The sequence below is a fragment of the Nocardiopsis potens DSM 45234 genome (assembly GCF_000341105.1).
GTDB classification, from domain to species: domain Bacteria; phylum Actinomycetota; class Actinomycetes; order Streptosporangiales; family Streptosporangiaceae; genus Nocardiopsis_A; species Nocardiopsis_A potens.
Genome location: NZ_ANBB01000015.1, coordinates 73,500 through 92,185, shown reverse-complemented (window position 1 = coordinate 92,185; position 18,686 = coordinate 73,500). Strand labels below are relative to the sequence as shown.

13 protein-coding genes are annotated in these 18,686 nt (G+C 74.3%); 2 read left to right on the top strand and 11 right to left on the bottom strand.

The features are described 5' to 3' along the window. Window positions 1–5: 5 nt before the first annotated feature. The gene (locus D459_RS0106105) at window positions 6–872 is read right to left on the bottom strand and encodes an ABC transporter permease (RefSeq protein WP_017592112.1); all 867 of its coding nucleotides are present in this window, start codon (window positions 870–872) and stop codon (window positions 6–8) included. Between the two features lie 81 nt (window positions 873–953). Beyond that, on the bottom strand, window positions 954–1,922 hold the full coding sequence (locus D459_RS0106100) for an ABC transporter ATP-binding protein (RefSeq protein ID WP_017592111.1): 969 nt from the start codon (window positions 1,920–1,922) through the stop codon (window positions 954–956). 390 nt (window positions 1,923–2,312) lie between these two features. Between D459_RS0106100 and D459_RS0106095 the strand changes: the two genes are divergently transcribed. After that, window positions 2,313–2,741 (top strand): hypothetical protein, encoded by a 429-nt coding sequence (locus tag D459_RS0106095; protein ID WP_017592110.1) that lies wholly within the window; start codon window positions 2,313–2,315, stop codon window positions 2,739–2,741. 347 nt (window positions 2,742–3,088) lie between these two features. Here the strand turns inward: D459_RS0106095 and D459_RS36740 are convergent, their stop codons facing one another. Next, window positions 3,089–6,943 carry an AfsR/SARP family transcriptional regulator gene (locus tag D459_RS36740; protein ID WP_017592109.1) on the bottom strand — a complete coding sequence of 1,285 codons (3,855 nt, stop codon included), beginning with the start codon at window positions 6,941–6,943 and terminating at the stop codon, window positions 3,089–3,091. Between the two features lie 1,478 nt (window positions 6,944–8,421). Between D459_RS36740 and D459_RS0106085 the strand changes: the two genes are divergently transcribed. Continuing rightward, window positions 8,422–9,300 (top strand): NAD(P)-dependent oxidoreductase, encoded by an 879-nt coding sequence (locus tag D459_RS0106085; RefSeq protein WP_017592108.1) that lies wholly within the window; start codon window positions 8,422–8,424, stop codon window positions 9,298–9,300. A 111-nt stretch (window positions 9,301–9,411) separates the two neighbouring features. Here the strand turns inward: D459_RS0106085 and D459_RS0106080 are convergent, their stop codons facing one another. The 8 genes from D459_RS0106080 to D459_RS0106045 all read right to left on the bottom strand — a co-directional run bounded on the left by D459_RS0106080 (window position 9,412) and on the right by D459_RS0106045 (window position 18,079). Further along, complete coding sequence (locus D459_RS0106080; RefSeq protein ID WP_017592107.1) at window positions 9,412–9,615, bottom strand: cold-shock protein; 204 nt, start codon at window positions 9,613–9,615, stop codon at window positions 9,412–9,414. A gap of 605 nt (window positions 9,616–10,220) precedes the next feature. Further along, complete coding sequence (locus tag D459_RS0106075; RefSeq protein WP_017592106.1) at window positions 10,221–10,640, bottom strand: hypothetical protein; 420 nt, start codon at window positions 10,638–10,640, stop codon at window positions 10,221–10,223. A 76-nt stretch (window positions 10,641–10,716) separates the two neighbouring features. Then, window positions 10,717–12,120, bottom strand: coding sequence for an NAD(P)/FAD-dependent oxidoreductase (locus D459_RS0106070; RefSeq protein WP_017592105.1), 1,404 nt, complete (start codon window positions 12,118–12,120; stop codon window positions 10,717–10,719). A 179-nt stretch (window positions 12,121–12,299) separates the two neighbouring features. Next, on the bottom strand, window positions 12,300–13,139 hold the full coding sequence (locus D459_RS0106065) for an ABC transporter permease (protein ID WP_026120099.1): 840 nt from the start codon (window positions 13,137–13,139) through the stop codon (window positions 12,300–12,302). Next, complete coding sequence (locus D459_RS0106060) at window positions 13,136–13,975, bottom strand: ABC transporter permease (protein WP_026120098.1); 840 nt, start codon at window positions 13,973–13,975, stop codon at window positions 13,136–13,138. The genes D459_RS0106065 and D459_RS0106060 overlap by 4 nt, the downstream gene beginning before the upstream one ends. Window positions 13,976–14,074: 99 nt before the next feature. Continuing rightward, entirely contained in the window at window positions 14,075–15,289 is a 1,215-nt protein-coding gene (locus D459_RS0106055) for an ABC transporter substrate-binding protein (RefSeq protein WP_017592102.1), read from the bottom strand. An 88-nt stretch (window positions 15,290–15,377) separates the two neighbouring features. After that, a complete protein-coding gene (locus D459_RS0106050; protein ID WP_017592101.1) occupies window positions 15,378–16,529 on the bottom strand; it encodes an ABC transporter ATP-binding protein in 1,152 nt (383 codons plus the stop codon). Between the two features lie 98 nt (window positions 16,530–16,627). Next, window positions 16,628–18,079: a gamma-aminobutyraldehyde dehydrogenase gene (locus D459_RS0106045; protein WP_017592100.1), complete on the bottom strand. Its 1,452-nt coding sequence runs from the start codon at window positions 18,077–18,079 to the stop codon at window positions 16,628–16,630. Between the last annotated feature and the right edge of the window lie 607 nt (window positions 18,080–18,686).

Here is an 18,686-nt window from a genome sequence, read left to right as displayed (position 1 = left end):
CCGGTTCACCCGCCCTGGCGCGGGTCCCACCGGAAGAACCGGAGGAGGTAGACGGCGATCCCGGTCCAGGCCGCCATGACCGCCAGCGCGGGCAGCGACGCCGCCCACAGGCCGAGCCCGGTGGCCGCCTCGGCCTGCGCCGCGCCGGAGAACAGGTCCTGGCCGAAGTAGGCGCTGCGGGCCAGGTCGACGGCGGGCAGGAAGGGCAGCAGCGACAGCCCGGTGCGCACACCGTCCGGCAGGAAGTCCACCGGGAACATCGCGCCGCTGAGCAGGAGCATCCCCAGGAACGGCACCATGGAGATCATCTGCGCGCTCTCCGCGTTCCGCGCCAGGTTGGTGAAGACCGCGCCGAACAGGCACATCTGCACGCTGCACAGGGCGATCCCGAGGACCAGCAGCAGCGGGTCGGCGGGGGTCTCGCCGAATCTGCCGATCAGCACCGCGGCGACCACCGCGCACAGCACCGCGACCACCGCGGAGACCGCCAGCGTCGTCGCGCCGAACAGGGCGGTCGGCGGCACGCCGGCCACCCGGTACCGCTTGAGCAGCATGCTCTCCCGGCGGGCCGCGTACACGTTGGGCATGTGCATGATGCCCAGGGTCATCGGGGTGAGGACGAACACCGCCGCGGTGTAGAACGCGCCCGTGTCGATCCCGGCCTCGTTGTTCTGGCCGCCCAGGGTCAGCGCGGGGAACAGCAGGAACAGCGGGACGGCGGCGATGTAGGCGGCCATCCGGTAGCGGTAGAACAGCAGCAGCTCGACCCGGGTCATCCGGAGCATCTGCCGCCGGACCGGAACGGGGCGGCGGGGCGCGCCGGGGCGCCCGGGAGCGCGCTCTCCGGTGGAGGCCGGGGTACTGAGGGCCATGTCTGCGTCTCTCCTCATCGCGGGCGGGGCGGTACGGGGCGGGGCGGGGCGGTATGGGGTGCGGCGGTATGGGGGCGGCGGTCAGTCGGCGACCAGGTCGTGGGCGCCGTCGGCGATGCCGAGGAAGACGTCCTCCAGCGACGCCGGGCGCATCTCCAGCCGGGCCAGGCCGGTGCCGCGGGCCCCGGCCCAGTCGGTCAGCGCCTCCGCGGCGCGGTGCGCGCGCAGCTCGGTGTCGGCGCCGCGCACGGTGTAGACCGCCCAGGCCCGCTCGCCGCGGAGCTCCACCTCGGCGGTGGATCCGGGCAGCTCCGGCAGGTCGTCCGAGCGGACCCCGTCGGGCAGCAGGAACGCGATCCGGTCGCCCCGCTCGGCGACGACCTCGTGCAGCGTCCCGGCGGCCCGCACCTCGCCCCGGTGCATGATGGCCAGCCGGTCGGCGAGCCGCTCGGCCTCCTCCAGGTAGTGCGTGGTGAGCAGCACCGCGGTGCCGGCGCGCACCGTCGCGGCGATGATCTCCCAGGTGGAGCGGCGCGCCTCCGGGTCCATCCCGGTGGTGGGCTCGTCCAGGAAGAGCACCTCGGGGCGGGAGAGCAGCGCGGTGCCGAGGTCGAGGCGGCGCTTCTGCCCGCCGGACAGCTGCCGGACCGCCACCCCGGCCTTGTCGGTGAGGCCGACCAGCTCCAGGACCTCGTCCAGCTCCATCGGGTCGGAGCTGAGGTCGCGGGCGAGGTCGACGGTCTCGGCGACGGTGAGCTCCGGGAAGTGCCCGGAGTGCTGGAGCACCGCGTCCACCCGCTCGCGCAGCTCCGCGGGCTGGCCGTAGGGGTCGGTGCCGAAAACCCGCACCTGCCCGCCGGTGGGCCGGCGGAACCCCTCCAGGGTCTCGATGGTCGTCGTCTTCCCGGCCCCGTTGGTGCCGAGCAGCGCGAACAGCTCCCCCGGCGCGACCTCGAAGGAGATCCCCCGGACCGCCTCGAAGTCGCCGTAGGCCTGCCGCAGGTCCCGGACACTGATCGCGGCCTCGCCGCTGCGCTCTCCCGTGCTCATGCCCCTACTCTCCCGCCGGTGCCCCCGCCCGAGGTAGAGCACGGTGTCACCGCCCGGCCGTGACGACCGCCGCCTCCGGCCCATGACACTTGTCATCTCCCGGCCGCCCCGACCGGTCCCGCCGCCCTCCCGGGAGAGGGGACCGCCCGCCCCGGAGCGGTCCCGCCGTCCGCCCCGGACGGGGGCGCGGTCCGCGTCGCCGCCGCCGTGCACGCGGACGCTTCGGCCCGCACCGAACCGTCCGCCCCCTACCGTGCAGGCCATGACCGCACACACCTGCACGGCGCCCACGCTCCCGGCGGCACCCGCCGAACGGGGACACCGCACCCGTACCGAAGAAGCCGCCGCACCGGCCGCACCCGCCGGTCCCCCGCCGAAGGGGGCGCGCCGATGAGCGGGCGGGAGGCGTACCGGAACATCGGGACCGTCCTCGCGGACCGGCCGGGGGCACTGGCCGAGTTCGGCCGGATCCTCGGGGCCGCCGGGGTCGGCCTCGAAGGCGGCGGCGTGTTCACCCACGGCGGCCGGGCGGTGGCGAACTTCCTCGTCGACGACGCGGACCTGGCCAGGGCCGAACTGGAGCGGCACGGCATCGGGCCGGTGTCCGTCGACGACGTGGTCGCGCTCCGGCTCGACCAGGAGGCCCCGGGGCAGCTCGGCGCCTTCGCCCACCGCCTCGGCGAGGCCGGTATCGACGTCCTCGTGCAGTACAGCGACCACGACCACCGGCTCATCCTGGTCGTGCGCCCGGAGCAGTACGACGAATGCCGCCGGATCGCGGCCCGCTGGGACACCGAACGCGAAGCACGGAGGCCCTGAGGCGCCCGGCTCCCCTCCGCTCCGGAAGGACCGGCCCCGGTGGGGCCGGGCGGGGACCGGGGACGGGCCCGCCGGATGCATCGGCCGGCACATCCGCGACACGGTGGAGGCCGACAGGTCGGCCGCCCGTTCCCCTCCGTCCTGTTCGCCGGGTGGCGGGGCCGCCCCTCGGGATCCCGGCCGGAGGCCGCCCTGTCCGTCCGGCGATGAGGCAGAGCCGCGCCACGAGGGGACCGGCCGAATGCGGGCGGGATGCGAGCGGCGCCCCGACGTCCGCTGAGGTCGTTGCCGGAAGGAAGGCGGTGGGCGTCCCCGCACCACCCCGAGCGCAGGCGACGGCACAGGGGCTACGGCCGGCGCTCCTCCTCGGCCGGTTCCCCGTCCCGGCCCTCGCGGAAGGCGGCGGTGAAGCCGGCGCCGCCGAGGGCGGTGCGGATCCGGGCCTCGATCCGGTCCGTGTCGAAGCGCTCCGCGGCGGGGAGCGGGGCTCCGGCCGAGGAGCGCAGGGCGGCGGCCCGGCCGAGCAGGCGGGCCGCGCGGAGCGGGCGGCCGGCCAGCGAGTGCGCCCCGGCCAGGCCCTCCAGTGCCAGGGCGACCGCGCGCGGGTCGCCGGTGGAGCGCGCCGCGGCGAGCCCGTCCGTGTGCAGGGCCAGCGCCCTGTCGGCGTCGCCGCGCTGCTCGGCGATGAAACCGAGCTCGGCCGAGATGAACGCCAGCCCGATCCGGCCGTCCTCCTCGCGGTTCCGGTCCAGGGAGCCGAGCACGTGCCGCTCGGCCTCGTCCAGCCGGCCGGCCCGGCGGGCGACCAGCCCCAGTCCGGCCTCGGCGAACTGGCGGCCGGACTCGTCGGAGTGGTCGGCGGCCACCTCCAGGGCCCGCTCGTGCAGCTCGGCGGCGCGCTCCAGGTCGCCCGCGAGCAGCGCGAGCCGCCCCAGGCCGGAGAGCTTGAGCGACACCTGGCTCCACATCCCCAGTTCCTCGGCGATCTTCAGGCCGTCCCGGTGCACCTGCTCGGCCCCGGCGTGGTCACCGGTGATCTCCGCGACCTGGCCGAGCACGTCGGAGGCCTGCAGAACCCCCCAGCGGTCGCCGAGCGCGCCGAACAGCTCCGCCGCACGGGTCGCGGCGGTCCGCGCCGCGGCCAGGTCGGCCCGGATCAGCGCGTCCAGGGCCAGGACCGACGACGCGGCGGCGGTCCCCCACCGGTCGCCCCGCCGCTCGCAGCCGGCCAGCAGATCCCGGGTCCGCCGCTCCGCCTCGGCCAGGTCGCCCAGGCCCCACTCGGCGAAGGCGAGGAAGCACTCCACCCGCGCCCGCCGCACCGGGTCGGCCACGCCTTCGGCCCGCCACCGCTCCGCACGCCGAGGCTCCGAGCCCCCCGTTCCGGCTGCGGCAGAGTCCCCCGCCGCCCGAAGCGGTTCCGCCTCCTCCGGGAAGGGGGCCGTGCCGCGGTCGGCCGCCGCGGCCTCGCCGGGAGAGGGCGCGGTGCCGCTCCGCGGCTCCGGGCGCTCCTCCTCGGTCCGGCCGCCCAGGGTGTACAGGCCGGCCAGCCAGGCGCGGGCCTCGGACCGGGCGGAGGCGGAGCCCCCCGGGACGCCGAGCGCCGCGGTGAGATGCCGGGCCGCTTCGGTGCTGCGGCCGCGCAGGTGGCAGGGCCAGGCGGCGGCATTGGCCAAGCGCAGCGCCAGCTCGGCGTCGGCGGCGCCGACCGCGTGGTCGAGCGCGGCCCGCAGGTCGGGGGCGGCCGCTTCGGCCCGCTCCAGCCAGGCGCACTGCTCCCGACCGCGGACACCGTCCTCTGCACGTCCGGCCAGGTCGGCGTGGTAGAGGGCGTGCCGGCGGCGCGCCTCCTCCGTCTCCCCCGCCTCGGCGAGCCGGTCCCGCGCGTAGGCCGCCACCGACTCCAGCAGCCGGTAGCGGGTGCCGACCGGGGTGTGCGCGGGCACCGCCAGGGACCGGTCGACCAGCAGGGCCAGCAGGTCGAGGACGTCGGCCCGGTCGACGCCGCCGCCTGAGCAGACCTCCTCGGCCGCCTCCAGGGTGCAGCCGTCCGGGTGCACCGAGAGGCGGCGGAGCACGGCGCGCTCCGGCCCGGTGAGCAGGTCCCAGCTCCAGTCGATGGCGGCGCGCAGCGTGCGCTGCCGCTCCGGGGCGGCGCGGGATCCCGAGGTCAGCAGCCGGAACCGGTCGTCGAGCCGGTCGGCGATCTCGCTCGGGGCCATCGCGCGGACCCGGGTCGCCGCCAGTTCCAGGGCCAGCGGGATGCCGTCCAGCCGCCGGCAGATCCGGGCGACCGGCCCGGCATCGGCGGCGGTCAGCGTGTAGCCGGGGGCCGCGGCGGACGCCCGCGCCTCGAAGAACCGGGCCGCGGCGGCCTGGCGGAGCACGCCGAGGTCGCGGTCGGCTCCGGCGGCCGGAAGCCCGAGCGGCGCCACCGGGCGCACCCGCTCCCCGGAGACCCGGAGGGGTTCCCGGCCGGTCGCCAGGATGTGCAGCTCCGGTGCGGCCGCCAGCAGCCGGGCGGCCAGGCCCGCGACGGCGTCCACCAGGTGTTCGCAGTTGTCCAGCACGAGCAGGGCGCGGCGGTGCGCCAGCGCCTCGGCGATCGGGGCGGCCGGGTCGGCACCGGTGTCGCGCAGCCCGAGCACGGCGGCGGTCCGCTCCGCCGGATCGCCGCCGGGGGCGACCGGTGCGAGTTCGACCAGGTGGACGCCGCCGGGGAAGTCCGCGGCCGCTTCGGCGGCGGTCTCGACCGACAGCCGCGTCTTCCCGACCCCGCCGGGACCGGTGAGGGTGACCAGCCGCTCCGTGGCCAGCAGCGCCCGGACCCGGGCGACCTCCCCGGCCCGCCCGATGAACGGACCGATCGGTGCGGGCAGCCCGCTTCGCGGCACCGCCGGCGGCGGACCGCTCACCCCGGCACCGGCCCCCGGCCCCACCGGGGCGGACGGCGGGGCGCCTGCGGGCCCGGGAGCGGAGGCGGCCACGGCCGCCCGGCCCGGCGCCGGGACGCCGCCGGCACGGACACCGGTACCGGGGTCCGCCGTGGCGGAAGCGGTGATCGGACCGTCCGCCGCAGCGCCCGCGCGGAGGCCGCTGCGCCCCGGACCGTCCGGAGCCGGCAGCGGAGCGCCCGGGTCTGCACCGGCCGGCGGTTCCTCCGCCATGGGCGGCGAGGAGCCGTCGGAAGCGCGGGCCTGCGGCGGAACGCCCGCAGGGCCTGCGGCGGGCGCATCCGAGTCGTTCGGAGCCGGGGTGGTCGGGGTCTCTGCTTCTGCGGCGGGGGTTGCCGGGCCGGACGGCAGGTCTGTCAGAGGTGTTGCGGGGGCCTCTCCTTCCCTCCGGGCGGGTTCCGGGGGCGGGGCGGTTCCGGGGGCTGCGGCCGGTGTGCCCGGTCCGGTCGGGGCCGCCGGGCGGGGGGCCTCCCGGTCGGTGGGCGCTCGGGGCGGCGGAGCCAGGGACGGGGACTGCTCCAGGACGGCCTGGTGCAGGGCGGCCAGGTCGGGGCCGGGGTCGAGGCCGAGGTCGTCGGCGAGGCGGGTGCGCAGGTCCTCATAGGAGGCGAGGGCCTCGGTCTGGCGGCCGGAGCGGTACAGGGCGCGGATGTGCGCGGCGCGCAGCCGCTCCCGGAAGGGGTGCAGGCGGACCGGGTCGGCGAGGTCCGCGGCGAGGTCGGCGTGGTCGCCGAGTTCGAGCCGGGCCTCCGCCTGCTCCTCCAGCGCGATGATCCGGCGCTCCTCCAGCCGTGCGGCGGCCGCCGGGGCGAAGGGTTCGTCGGCGAAGTCCGCCAGCGCGGGCCCGCGCCACAGCGCGAGGGCGTCGGTGAGCAGCGCGGCCCGCCGCCCGGGGCCCTCTTCCTCGCGGGCCTGCCTGGTCAGGGCGGTGAAGCGGTCGGCGTCCAGGCGGTCCGGGGCGATATCGGCCAGGTAGCCGGGCGGGCTGCGGCGGATCAGGGCGCGGCCGCCGGGGGCGCCGCGCTCCAGCGCGCGGCGCAGGTCGGAGATCCGGGCCTGGAGCACCCCGGCGGGGTCGGCCGGCGGTGAATCGCCCCAGACGTCCTCGACCAGCCGGTCCGCGGAGACCGTGCGGCCGCGGTCGAGCAGGAGGACGGCGAGCAGCGTCCGGACCCTGGTCCCGGGGACGGGCACCAGGGCCCCGTCGCCGTCGCGGACCTCCAGCGGCCCCAGGATTCCGAACCTCACCCGCCAAAGGTAGCCCGCCCCGGATCCTCCGGTCGCCGCCCGGCCGGTCGAGTGCGGCACCCCGCAGAGCGAAGGCTCAGGCGGGCGGCGACGGCAGCGGCAGGGGCGGAGCGGGGGTGGTCGCCCGAGCGCGGCACCCCACAGGGCGGGGGCTCAAGCAGGCAGCGACGGCGGCAGCGAGGACCGGCCGGTCGGTCCGGCGCGGCACCCCACAGGGCGGAGGTTCAAGCCGGCGGCGAAGGCAGGCAGGGGCACCGGCCGGTCGGTCGGGTGCGGCAGAGCGGGTGGGGCCGGTCGGAGTGAGCCGGGGCGGGCCGGGGCGGCGGGTTCGCCGTTCCCGCGTCGCCCCGGCGGCGTGGCCGGCCGCCCGTGAAACCGCTCCTCCTCCCTGACCTGGGCGAATACGTAGGGTGATGGTGGGGTGGGGCGCCCTGCGCACCGCGAGAGCACCTCGGTGATTCCTGGGCGCGCACCCTGGGCCGGATCAGCCCTCTGAGGGCCCGAATCGCCCCGGTTGGGCCGTTGATCAGGGGGTCGAGCGGCCCGCAAGGCCGCAAGGCAGGGGGCCGGAACCCGGGAAGGGCAGGGGCGGGGGCGGGATGTCGCTTTTGCCCTGCCGGGAGGGCCCGCTTTGGCCACTCTGGGTGATCGGGGAGGGGGTGGTGGGGGCTGGGGGGCTTACTACTCGCTGGTAGATGTAATCGGGGTGCTCTCGCGGTGCGCAGGCCGCCCCCCGCGCCCGCTTGTTCCCCGCCGCGAACCCGGCATAGGGGATAAGGCCACCCCCGGCGGGAGCATGCGCCGGGCCTGGCCGGTGAACGCGGCGCCCCGCCCGGGCGAGGCGCCCGACCCCGCCCCTACCTTCGCCGTCGCCGCCTGCTTGAACCTGCACCCCGCGACCCGCCGCACCGGACCGACCGGCCGGTCCCCCTCCCGCCCTCGCCGCCCGCTTGAACCTTCATTCTGCGGGGTGCCGCGCTCGGGTGAGGCGCCCGACCCCGCCCCTACCGCTGCCGTCGCCGCCCGCTTGAAGCTGCACCCCGTGAGGCGCCGCACCCGGGCGACCGCCTTCGCCCCGGCCCTACCGCTGCCGTCGCCGCCTGCTTGAAGCTGCACCCCGTGAGGCGCCGCACCCGACCGACCGGCCGGTCCCCCTCCCGCCCTCGCCGCCCGTCTTGACCTTCGCTCCGTGGGGCGCCGCGCCGGACCGACCGGCCGCCCCCCTGCCTTCCCCTCCCTCCCCTCCCTCCCCTCCCTCTCCCCCTCCTCTCCTCTGGTGTGCGGTGTTGCGGCGGGCGCTGGAAACCACCCGCTCTAGCAGGGCCGCAGCGTCGGGATCATCGGCAAGGCGGTGGGACGGCGGCAGGTCGGTGGCAGGTCGGTGGCGGACCGGTGGCGGATGCGTAGGAAAGGCGTGGCGGTCTTCGCGACGGTGGGGGTGGACAGAGCGAGGACACCGAACGGAGACGAGGATTCCGATGAGCGACGGAAGCGCGAAGCAGGCGGTCACCCTGATCGGGCTCGGGCCGATGGGGCGGGCGATGGGGAAGGTGCTGCTGGCGGCGGGACACCCGGTGACGGTGTGGGGGCGGACCCGGTCCCGGGCCGACGGCCTGGTGCGGGAGGGGGCGGTGTTCGCCGGCTCCGCGGCCGAGGCGGTGGCCGCCTCGGAGGCGGTGCTGCTCAGCCTCACCGACTACCAGGCCATGTACGACGTGCTGAAGGGCGTCCCCTCGCTGGAGGGGAAGGCCGTGGTGAACCTGAGCTCGGGCACCCCGGCGGAGGCGCGCGAGGGCGCGGCGTGGGTGGCCGAGCGCGGCGGCCGGTTCCTGAGCGGCGGCGTCATGTCGCCGGCCCCGGGGATCGGGTCGGCGGAGATGACCACCTTCTACAGCGGCGACGAGGAGGTCGCCGACCGGTTCCGGGGCGTGCTGGAGGTGCTCACCTCGGTCGACTACCGGGGCGCGGACCCCGGCCTGTCCCAGGCCTACTACCAGGTCCAGCTCGGGCTGTTCTGGACCACCATGACCGGGTTCCTGCACGCGCTGGCGCTGTCCGAGGCCGAGGGCATCCCGGTGGAGACGATCACGCCCTACCTGATCGGCGCCAACGACATGGCCGCCTTCTTCGAGGGCACCGCCCGGCAGGTGCGGGAGGGCGACTTCGCCGGCGACGAGGACCGGATGGCGATGGGCGCCGCCAGCATCGAGCACGTGGTGCACGCGTCCCGCGACGCCGGGGTCGACACCGACCTGCCCGACGCGGTCTCGGCGCTCTTCCGGCGCGGGCTCGGCGCGGGGCTGCAGGACGACAGCTTCGCCGCGCTGATCACCCTGATGCGGCCGGCCCGGGGCTGACCGGGCGCACGCCCCGCCCGTGAACGGAAAAGGCGCCGCCCCCGCCTCGCGAAGAGGCGGGGGCGGCGCACGTCACCGCCGGTCAGGCCCCTGCGCGGGGCCCGATCGGTCTCAGATGCCGCGGACGTCCTCGGCCTGCGGGCCCTTCGGGCCCTGGGTGATGTTGAACTCGACGCGCTGGTTCTCGTCGAGGTTGCGGAACCCGGTGCCCGCGATGTTGCTGTAGTGCACGAAGACGTCGGGGCCGCCCTCGTCCTGGGAGATGAAGCCGAAGCCCTTCTCGCCGTTGAACCACTTCACGGTTCCCTGAGCCATATCTGTCTCCTGACAGGTCGATGGGTGATGGACCCGACTTCCGGGCCCAGATCGCACTTCGAGACGTGGCGCGCCCCACCGTTCCCGGCAGAAGCAAGGCGCCCGCGACGACTCCCGCGAGCGTCAACACATGGTATGAAACGCAAGGTCAAACACATACACAGAAATTCACGACCGTCCTGTACAACGCCTCTCGCGACGACGTATTCCCAACGCTCCCAAGAAAACCCCCGCCTCTCAAGAGGCTCATCGGGGCGGCGGCGCCGGGCGGGGGCCGGGGACGGCCCGCGCACCGCCCGCCGGAGCGCCTGAAACGCCTTGCCCGCAGGGGTTTACGCCCTGATCAGGACGTCGGGGAAATGCCCCCGGCGAGGAATGCACACCCACCGGTATGCGGCGTGGATCACGTTCCGCGGCCGGTCCCGGCCCCGCGGAAAAATCCCCTTTTCAGCCCCATGGCCCCCCGTAACGGACGTTTCCTCCGGGGTTTGCGGACAGGCGGGAGGGACGGTCCGGGCCTGTCCGGACGGTCCGGCCGTGCCCCAGCGTGCCCCGGCGAGCCCCCGTCGGCGCCCCGGCGCTGGCCCCGGCCGGCCGCTCCGCGGCTACCAGCCGGTGGGCACCCGCCCCGATCCGGTGCACTGCGGGCAGGCCGCGCCGCCGGGCGCGCGGCCCCCGCCGCCGCAGTCCACGCACATGCCCTCCCGGCCGCTCCAGGCGTTCATCGCGGAGTGGAACCGGTCCAGGGCGGTGAGCGCCGCGTCCAGCAGGTCGTCGGGGATGCCGGGGGTGTGCGCGAGCCGGTAGGCCTGTTCGCCGATCACGCACAGGCCGCCGGCGTCGCAGCTCACCTCCACCTCCCCGGTAGGGCCGACCCGGGCCGCCGCCATCGCCTGCTGCGCCGAGGCGTGGAACGGGTCGGCCGCGGCGGCGCTGATCGCGCCCGTCCCGGTCAGCCAGGACGCGAATCCCTCCGGCAGGGTCAGCGTCATCGCCGACGCGGTGCGGTCGCGTTCCGTGGACATCACCGTGAGCCCCTCCCCCCGAGCGGTGCCTCCGTGAATCGAAGCACACCGCCTCGGAGCCTGCCAAGGGCCCGGGTCAGCTGTCGAAGCCCAGTCCGAACCGGTCCAGGGTGCGCAGCCACAGGTTGCGCCGCCCCTCGTCGCGGTCGGCGGCGTGCGTGGCGCGCTTGGTCAGCTCGATGCCGGCGTAGCGCAGCGGCTCCGGCGGGAACGGGATCGGCTTCTCCCGCACCATGGCCAGGCGGGTGCGCTCGGTGTCGGCCCCCTCCAGCAGGTCGAGCACGGTGAGCGCACCGAACCGGGTGGCGCCCACGCCCAGCCCGGTGTAGCCGGCGGTGTAGGCGAGCCGGCCGCCGTAGGCCCGGCCGAAGAACCCGCAGAACCGGCTGCAGGTGTCGATCACCCCGCCCCAGGAGTGGCTGAACCGGACCCCCTCCAGCTGCGGGAACGTGGTGAAGAAGTGCTCGGCGAGGGTGCGGAAGGTCTCCGGGCGCTGGTCGTGCTCGGGCCGGACCTTCCCGCCGTAGTGGTAGACGATGTCGTAGCCGCCCCACAGGATCCGGTCGTCGGCGGTGAGCCGGTAGTAGTGGAAGAAGTTGGCCGAGTCGCCCAGCCCCTGCCGGCCCTTCCAGCCGATCGCCGCCTTCTGCTCGGCGGTGAGCGGCTCGGTGGTCAGCACGTAGTCGTGGACCGGGGCGACGTAGTGCCGCAGCCGGCGCAGCGGGCCGGGGAAGGCCCCGGTGGCCCAGGCGGTGCGGCGGGCGGTGACCGCGCCCCGGCCGGTCTCCAGCCGCAGGCCGCCGCGGACCGGGGAGATCCGGCGCACCGGGCTGTGCTCGTGGATCCGCACGCCCAGCCGGAGGCAGGCCTCGCGCAGCCCCCAGGCGAGCCGGCCCGGGTGCAGCATGGCGCAGGCGCCGGGCTCGATCATCCCACCGACGTAGGTCGGCGAGTCCACCTCGGAGCGGACCTCCCCGGCGGAGAGCAGCACCGCCTCGTGGCCCAGCGACTCCAGCGACTCCGCCTGCTCGGCGAGCGACTCCATCTGCCACTCCTCGGTGGCGACCAGCAGCTCCCCGGTGCGCTCGAACTCGCAGTCGATGCCGTGCCGCCGGACCGCCTCGGCGATGCCGTCCAGGTTGGCCCGGCCCAGCCGCTCCAGCTCGCCGATCTCCTCCGGCCAGCGCTCCAGCCCGTTGAGGTGGCCGTGGGTGATGCTGGCGGCGCAGAACCCGCCGTTGCGCCCGGAGGCGGCCCAGCCCGCGGTCCGCGCCTCCAGCAGCACCACGTCCCGGCCGGGGTCGCGCTCCTTGGCGCAGAGCGCCGCCCACAGCCCGGAGTAGCCGCCGCCGACGACGGCGAGGTCGGCGGAGGCCTCGCCGCGCAGCGGGGCGGCCGGCTCGGGGACGGCGCCGCCGTGCACCTCCGGGTCGAGCCAGAACGGGGACGGCCGGGTGCCGGCCAGGGAGGCGTCGATCATGGACGCGGAAGGGGTCGGTGACGTGCTCGGTGACACGCTCTCACTCCGTTGCGTTGGTCGTGTGCCCCTGCCCGGCCGTTGATCTTGGACTTATCGACCGGTCCAGGACCGCTCACCGGCACTGGATCGCAGAGCGGGACCGGTCGATAAGTCCAAGATCAACGAGGAAGGGAGGAAGGTCAGCCGCGGCGGCGGGCCACGGCGGCGTTGATCACCGCCAGCAGCACGCCGACCGCGAAGATCAGTGTGCCCATCACGTTGACCTGCGGCGGGGTGCCCACCCGGGTGGTGCCCCAGATCCACAGCGGGAACGTGGTGGTGTTGCCGCTGACGAAGGTGGTGATGATGTAGTCGTCGATGGAGAGCACGAAGGCGATCAGCCCGCCGGCCATCAGCGCGGGGAACAGCATCGGCAGGGTGACCAGCCGGAACGTGGCCCAGGGCGAGGCGCCCAGGTCGCGGGCGGCCTCCTCCAGGGCGGGGTCCAGGGCGAGCACCCGGGCCCGCACCGTGATCGCCACGAACGACACCGAGAACATCACGTGCGCGATCAGGATGGTCCAGAACCCGGTCGCGATGTTCATGGTGAGGAACATGGAGAGCAGTCCGGCGCCGAGCACCACCTCCGGCGCCGAGATCGCGGAGAACATCACCAGGTCGGTGAGGGCCTTGCCGCGGAACCGGAACCGGCCCAGGGCCAGCCCGAGCAGGCCGCCCAGCACCCCGGCGATCAGCATCGTCAGCACCGCGATGGCCAGCGAGGCGGCCAGCGCCCGGGTCAGGTCGGGGTAGGCGAACACGTCGGCGTACCAGCGCAGGGTGAACCCCTGCCAGGTGACGTTGTGCCGGCCCTGGGCGTCGTTGAAGCCGAAGGCGACCATGAACGCGATCGGCGCCAGCAGCCAGGCGATCACCGCCCACGTCCAGTATTTCCCCCAATCCAACTTCCCCCAGTCCACGCGGCGGCGCGGCCGGCGGCAGGTCGGGGCGGGCCGGGCCCGCTCGGTCGCTGCGCTCATCGGGCCTGCACCTCCATCACCTGCTCGGTCCCCAGCGCCCGCGCGTAGGAGAAGATCCCGGCCAGCAGCACCGCCATCAGCACGAAGGTGATCGCGGCCGCCATCGGGTAGGCGTTGTTCACCAGGTACTGGCTCTCGATGATCTTGCCGACCATGGTGTTGTGCGCGCCGCCGAGCACCTGGGCGTTGATGTAGTCGGCGGAGGTCGGGATGAACGTCATGATCACCCCGGCGAACACGCCCGGCAGGGACATGGGCAGCACCACCGAGACGAACGCCCGGACCCGCCCGGCGTAGAGGTCCTGGGCGGCCTCCACGACGCGGTGGTCCATCCGCTCCAGCACCGCGTAGACCGGCAGCACCATGAACGGCAGGAAGTTGTAGGCCAGGCCGAGGACCACGGCCGGCGCGGTATTGAGCACATGGGCGGCCTCCGGTAGCAGCCCGATGTCCTTGAGCGGGCCCAGCACCACGCCCTCGTCTGCCAGGAGCGCCTTCCAGGAGATGGTGCGCAGCACGAACGAGACGAACATCGGCAGCAGGAGCAGCAGCAGGTAGGTGTTCTTGTAGGCGCCGCCGCGGAAGGCGATCCAGTAGGCCACCGGGTAGCCGACGGCGAGGCAGAGCAGGGTGGCGCAGCCGCCGTAGGCCAGGGAGCGGGCGAGCTGCCGCCAGTAGGTCGCCACCGCGTCGGCGTAGTTCCCGAACTCCCAGGTGAGCACGTACCCCTGGTAGAGGTCGCCGCTCATCAGGGAGATCGAGAGCATGCTGCAGATCGGCACGAGGAAGAACAGCGCCAGCCACAGCCAGGCCGGCGCCGCCAGCAGGTAGGGCAGGGCCCGGCGGCCCCGGCCGGCGGGCCGGGACGCTCCGGCCGCGGGCGGAGCCGCCTCGGCCGGGGCGGGGGTGGGGGGTGGGAGGTTTTCGGCCACGGATCAGGCCTGGGTGACGGCGAGGAACATGGACGTGAACTCCTTCAGCTCTGCGGCGCCGAGCGGAACGTAGTCGTGCAGGCGGGTGTAGTCCTCGTCGCTGGGGAAGACCAGCGGGCTGTCCGCCAGCTCCTCCAGCGCCTCCTTCTCGTCCCCGGAGGCCGCCTCGGCCTTCTCCTTGATCTCCTGGTGGGCCTCGGGGACCGGGGGGATGAAGTTGATGTACTCGGTGAGCCCGGCGGCGATCCGCGGCTCGTAGAGGAAGTCCATCAGCATGATCGCGTCCACCGGGTTCTTCGCGGTGTAGGGGATCATCATCAGGTCGCTCCAGAGCGTCCCGCCCTCCTCGGGCACGATGAACTCCAGCTCGGTGCCCTCCTCGGCGTTCTGCTGGAACACGTCGCCCGACCAGGCCATGGAGATCCACAGGTCGCCGTTGGTGAGCGGCTGGATGTAGTCCTGCTCGTAGTAGCGGCGGACGATGCCGGCCTCGCGCTGCTCCTCCAGCCGGGACACCGCCTTCTCCCAGTCCTTCTTGCCCGACCCGCCGGGCTCGACGCCGTCCAGCAGCAGCGCGAAGTTGGAGGCCTCCTGCGCGTCGGCCATCATCCCGACCTTGCCCTTGAACTCCGGGTCCCACAGGTCGGCGATGCCGGTGATCTCCCGGTCCACGTACTTCGGGTTGTAGGCGATGCCGGTGATGCCGGAGGCGTACGGCACGGTGAACCGGTTGCCCTGGTCGTAGGTGGCGTTCTTGTACCGCTGGCCGGCGTAGGCGTCGAAGTTGGGCATCTTCATGTGGTCGAGCGGGGCCAGGTAGTTCAGCGCCATCAGCTCGGTCAGCTCGACGCCGGTGCTGAGCACCATCAGGTCGTAGCCGATGGAGTCCCCGTCGGCGAGCTTCGGCCGCACCTTGCCGAAGAACGACTTGTTCTCCGCGACCGCCTCGTCGTAGTCGACCTCGATCCCGGTCGCCTCGGTGAACTCCTTGAGCTGGGTGCGCTCGGCGTCCATGTAGAGCGGCCAGTTGGCGAAGGACAGCTTCCCGCTGCTCTCCTTCCCCTCCCAGAAGTCCGCCCCGGAGAGCTCCTCGGCGGCCTGGCCGCGCACTCCGCACGCGGAGAGGACCATCGCCAGCGCGGAGGCGCCCAGCACGGTGCGGCGGGAGGGGCGGGTGCGGGTGAGCCCTCGCAGGAGGGCCGGGTCTGTTCTGCTCACGCTTCGGTTCTCTTCGCAATGGGGTTCGGGGAACGGGCGGGGGGCGGCTCTCTTCATGCCGGGCATCGGGGGGAGGGAGAGGGGCGGTTCAGCGGGGCAGCACGTAGGACTGGTCCGGCCGCCAGGTGAGGCGGACGCGATCGCCGCGGCGCGCCGCCTCGGCCGGGCCCGCCGTGTTCTGCTGGTGCAGGACGATCTCAGTGCCGTCGTCGCCGTCGGCCGCCACCGTGTAGTGGGTGGTGGAGCCGAGGTAGACCGCCTCGATCACAGTACCGGGGAGCTCGCAGGCGCCCGGCTCCACAGCGCCCGCCGCCAGGGTGATCTTCTCCGGGCGGACCGTGATCTCCACCCTCTCGCCCAGCGCGGCCGAGCCGGCCGCGCGCACCGCGCCGCCGCCGGTCCGGACCTCGATCACCCCGCCGGAGGAGGCGGTGACCTCCCCGGAGAGCAGGTTGGAGGTGCCGATGAAGCCTGCGGTGAACCGGGTGGCGGGCCGCTCGTAGACCTCTTGCGGGGTTCCCAGCTGCTCGACCAGGCCGCCGTTCATCACCGCGATCCGGTCCGAGAGGGTGAGCGCCTCGCCCTGGTCGTGGGTGACGTAGACGAAGGTGATGCCGACGTCGCGCTGGATCCGCTTGAGCTCCATCTGCATGGACTGGCGGAGCTTGAGGTCGAGCGCGGCCAGCGGCTCGTCCAGCAGCAGCGCGCTGGGCCGGTTGACCAGCGCCCGGGCCAGGGCGACCCGCTGCTGCTGGCCGCCGGAGAGCCGGGTCGGCCTGGTGCGCTCCCGGCCGGTCAGCTCGACCAGTTCGACGGCCTCGCCGACCCGGCGGCGCACCTCGGCGGCGGGCACGCCCTTGCGGCGCAGCCCGAAGGCGATGTTGTCGAAGACGCTCATGTGCGGGAAGAGCGCGTAGCTCTGGAACACCATGTTGACGTCGCGGCGGTGCGGCGGCACCCCGGTGACGTCGGCGCCCTTGAGCCGGACCGTTCCCCCGGTCGGCTCCTCGAACCCGGCGACCATCCGCATGGTGGTGGTCTTGCCGCACCCGGAGGGGCCGAGCAGGGAGAAGAACTCGCCCTGACCGATCTCCAGGTCGACGCCGCGCACCGCGGCGACCTGCTCGCCGCCGGAGCGGTAGGTCTTGGACACCCCCTCCAGCGCGATCGCGGGGACGGCGTCCTGCTGCTGCCCGGTGCGCTCCGCCGCCGCGGTGCCCGGTCCGGTCGTACTCGCCATGGCATCCCTCCTGCCCGTCCGTACCGCGGCGCGCCGCTCCGGCGGCCGCACCGGGTCCGGGGCGGGCGGTGCCGCCCCGGTCCCGCCGGCGCGGGTGCTCAGTCCCGGCCGATGTAGCTCATCACGTGCTTGACCCGGGTGTAGTCCTCCAGGCTGTACAGCGAGAGGTCCTTGCCGTAGCCGGAGTGCTTGAACCCGCCGTGCGGCATCTCCGCGACGATCGGGATGTGGGTGTTGATCCACACGCATCCGAAGTCGAGCCGCCGGGAGACCCGCAGCGCGCGGGCGTGGTCCCGGGTCCACACGCTGGAGGCCAGACCGTAGCGCACCGAGTCGGCCCAGGCGACGGCGGTGTCCTCGTCGTCGAACCGCTGCACGGTGATGACCGGGCCGAAGACCTCGTCGGTGACCAGTTCGTCGCCCTGGCGCAGCCCGGCGACGACGGTGGGTTCGAAGAAGAAGCCCTTCGCCCCGGAGCGGGAGCCGCCGGCCAGCACCTCGGCGTGGCCGGGGACCCGGTCGAGGAAGCCGGAGACCCGGTCCAGCTGGGCGGCGTTGTTCAGCGGCCCGTAGGCGGCCCCGGTGTCCTGCGGGCCGCCGGTGCGGGTCTTGCGGGCCTGCTCGGTGAGGGCGGCGACGAAGTCGTCGTGCACGCGGGGGCCGGCCAGCACCCGGGTGGCGGCGGTGCAGTCCTGACCGGCGTTGAAGTAGCCGGCCTCGGCGATGCCGGCCGCGGCCCGCTCCACGTCGGCGTCGTCGAAGACGATGACCGGGGCCTTGCCGCCCAGCTCCAGGTGGAGCCGCTTGAGGTCGGCGGAGGCGCTCTGGGCGACCTCGAAGCCGGCCCGGGTGGACCCGGTCAGCGAGATGAGCCGCGGGACCGGGTTCTCCACCAGGGCGCGGCCGGTGTCCCGGTCGCCGGTGACCACGTTGAACACGCCCGGCGGGAGGAAGTCGGCGGCGATCTCGGCGAGCAGCAGGGTGGACATCGGGGTGGTGTCGGAGGGCTTGAGCACCAGGGTGTTCCCGGCGGCGAGCGCGGGGCCGATCTTCCAGGCGGCCATCGCCATCGGGTAGTTCCACGGGGTGATCTGCCCGACCACGCCGATCGGCTCGCGGCGGATCCAGGAGGTGTGGTCGGCCATGTACTCCGAGGCGGCCTTGCCCTCCAGGTTGCGGGCGGCGCCGGCGAAGAACCGCAGCGCGTCGGTGACCTGCCAGATCTCCTCGTCCTTGGTGGTCTGCACCGGCTTGCCGCAGTTGGCGACCTCGGCGGCGACCAGTTCGTCGGCGCGCTCGTCCACGGCGTCGGCGAACCTGTTCAGCGCGATCTGCCGCTCGGCCGGGGTGCTGTCCCGCCAGCCCCCGTCGAAGGCCGCCTGCGCCGCCTGGAACGCGGCGTCGACGTCGGCGGCGGAGGAGACCGGAGCGTGCGCGATGACCTCGCCGGTGGCCGGGTCGACCACCTCACTGGTCCTGCCGTCGCGCGCCTCGGTGTAGGCGCCGTTGACGAAATTGCGCAGCACCCGGGGGCTGCTCTGCTCGGTCATCCGGAACTCTCCTGAAGAAGGTGACGGAGGGCACATTACGTCTGCTCCGTACCCTGGCAGAGCCACTTGCACAACACAAGGGATTCCGTTGTAAATCTCCTGTTTCACCATCGATCCACCATCACTGGATGCACAACTTCAACCGTTTCCCTGTAACCCGCCGCGGATTAGCACACCTCGCCGGGCGCGGGGCCCGGACCGGGGCGGGGGAGCCCCGCGCACGGGCGCGCCCGTGCGCCGACGGAGCGGAACCGGACGGACACTCAGCGCCAGAAGAAAGCCGCCGCAGATCACGGATCGATTACCGGATAGGAGTTCCCGACAACGGACAGGCGGGCAAAACGTCGGCAAAAAAGTGTCGGCGGACGGTAAACCGAACACCCTCCTCGCGCGTAGGGAACGGGCCCGGAAGCCGCCCGCGGCGGCGGAAGAAACCGTTCCGCACACCCGCCGGTGATCCCCGACACCACAGCGGCACCGCCACGACCTGGGCGAACACCCGCTTTCCCGGCCCGGAAGGCGGTTCCGGCCGGCGCCGCGGAGGCACATCCGGGCGGACAGAACGTGAATTTTATCCGGCGGCAGGTATAACCTGGGGGCAAATACC

Excerpts from the sequence above, each read along its gene's own strand:
- D459_RS0106080 (WP_017592107.1), bottom strand. The coding sequence starts at position 9,615 with ATGGCTCAGGGAACCGTGAAGTGGTTCAACGGCGAGAAGGGCTTCGGC.
- D459_RS0106045 (WP_017592100.1), bottom strand. The coding sequence starts at position 18,079 with ATGACCGAGCAGAGCAGCCCCCGGGTGCTGCGCAATTTCGTCAACGGC.
- D459_RS0106100 (WP_017592111.1), bottom strand. The coding sequence starts at position 1,922 with ATGAGCACGGGAGAGCGCAGCGGCGAGGCCGCGATCAGTGTCCGGGAC.
- D459_RS0106085 (WP_017592108.1), top strand. The coding sequence starts at position 8,422 with ATGAGCGACGGAAGCGCGAAGCAGGCGGTCACCCTGATCGGGCTCGGG.
- D459_RS0106095 (WP_017592110.1), top strand. The coding sequence starts at position 2,313 with ATGAGCGGGCGGGAGGCGTACCGGAACATCGGGACCGTCCTCGCGGAC.
- D459_RS0106065 (WP_026120099.1), bottom strand. The coding sequence starts at position 13,139 with ATGAGCGCAGCGACCGAGCGGGCCCGGCCCGCCCCGACCTGCCGCCGG.
- D459_RS0106070 (WP_017592105.1), bottom strand. The coding sequence starts at position 12,120 with ATGATCGACGCCTCCCTGGCCGGCACCCGGCCGTCCCCGTTCTGGCTC.
- D459_RS0106075 (WP_017592106.1), bottom strand. The coding sequence starts at position 10,640 with ATGTCCACGGAACGCGACCGCACCGCGTCGGCGATGACGCTGACCCTG.
- D459_RS0106105 (WP_017592112.1), bottom strand. The coding sequence starts at position 872 with ATGGCCCTCAGTACCCCGGCCTCCACCGGAGAGCGCGCTCCCGGGCGC.
- D459_RS0106050 (WP_017592101.1), bottom strand. The coding sequence starts at position 16,529 with ATGGCGAGTACGACCGGACCGGGCACCGCGGCGGCGGAGCGCACCGGG.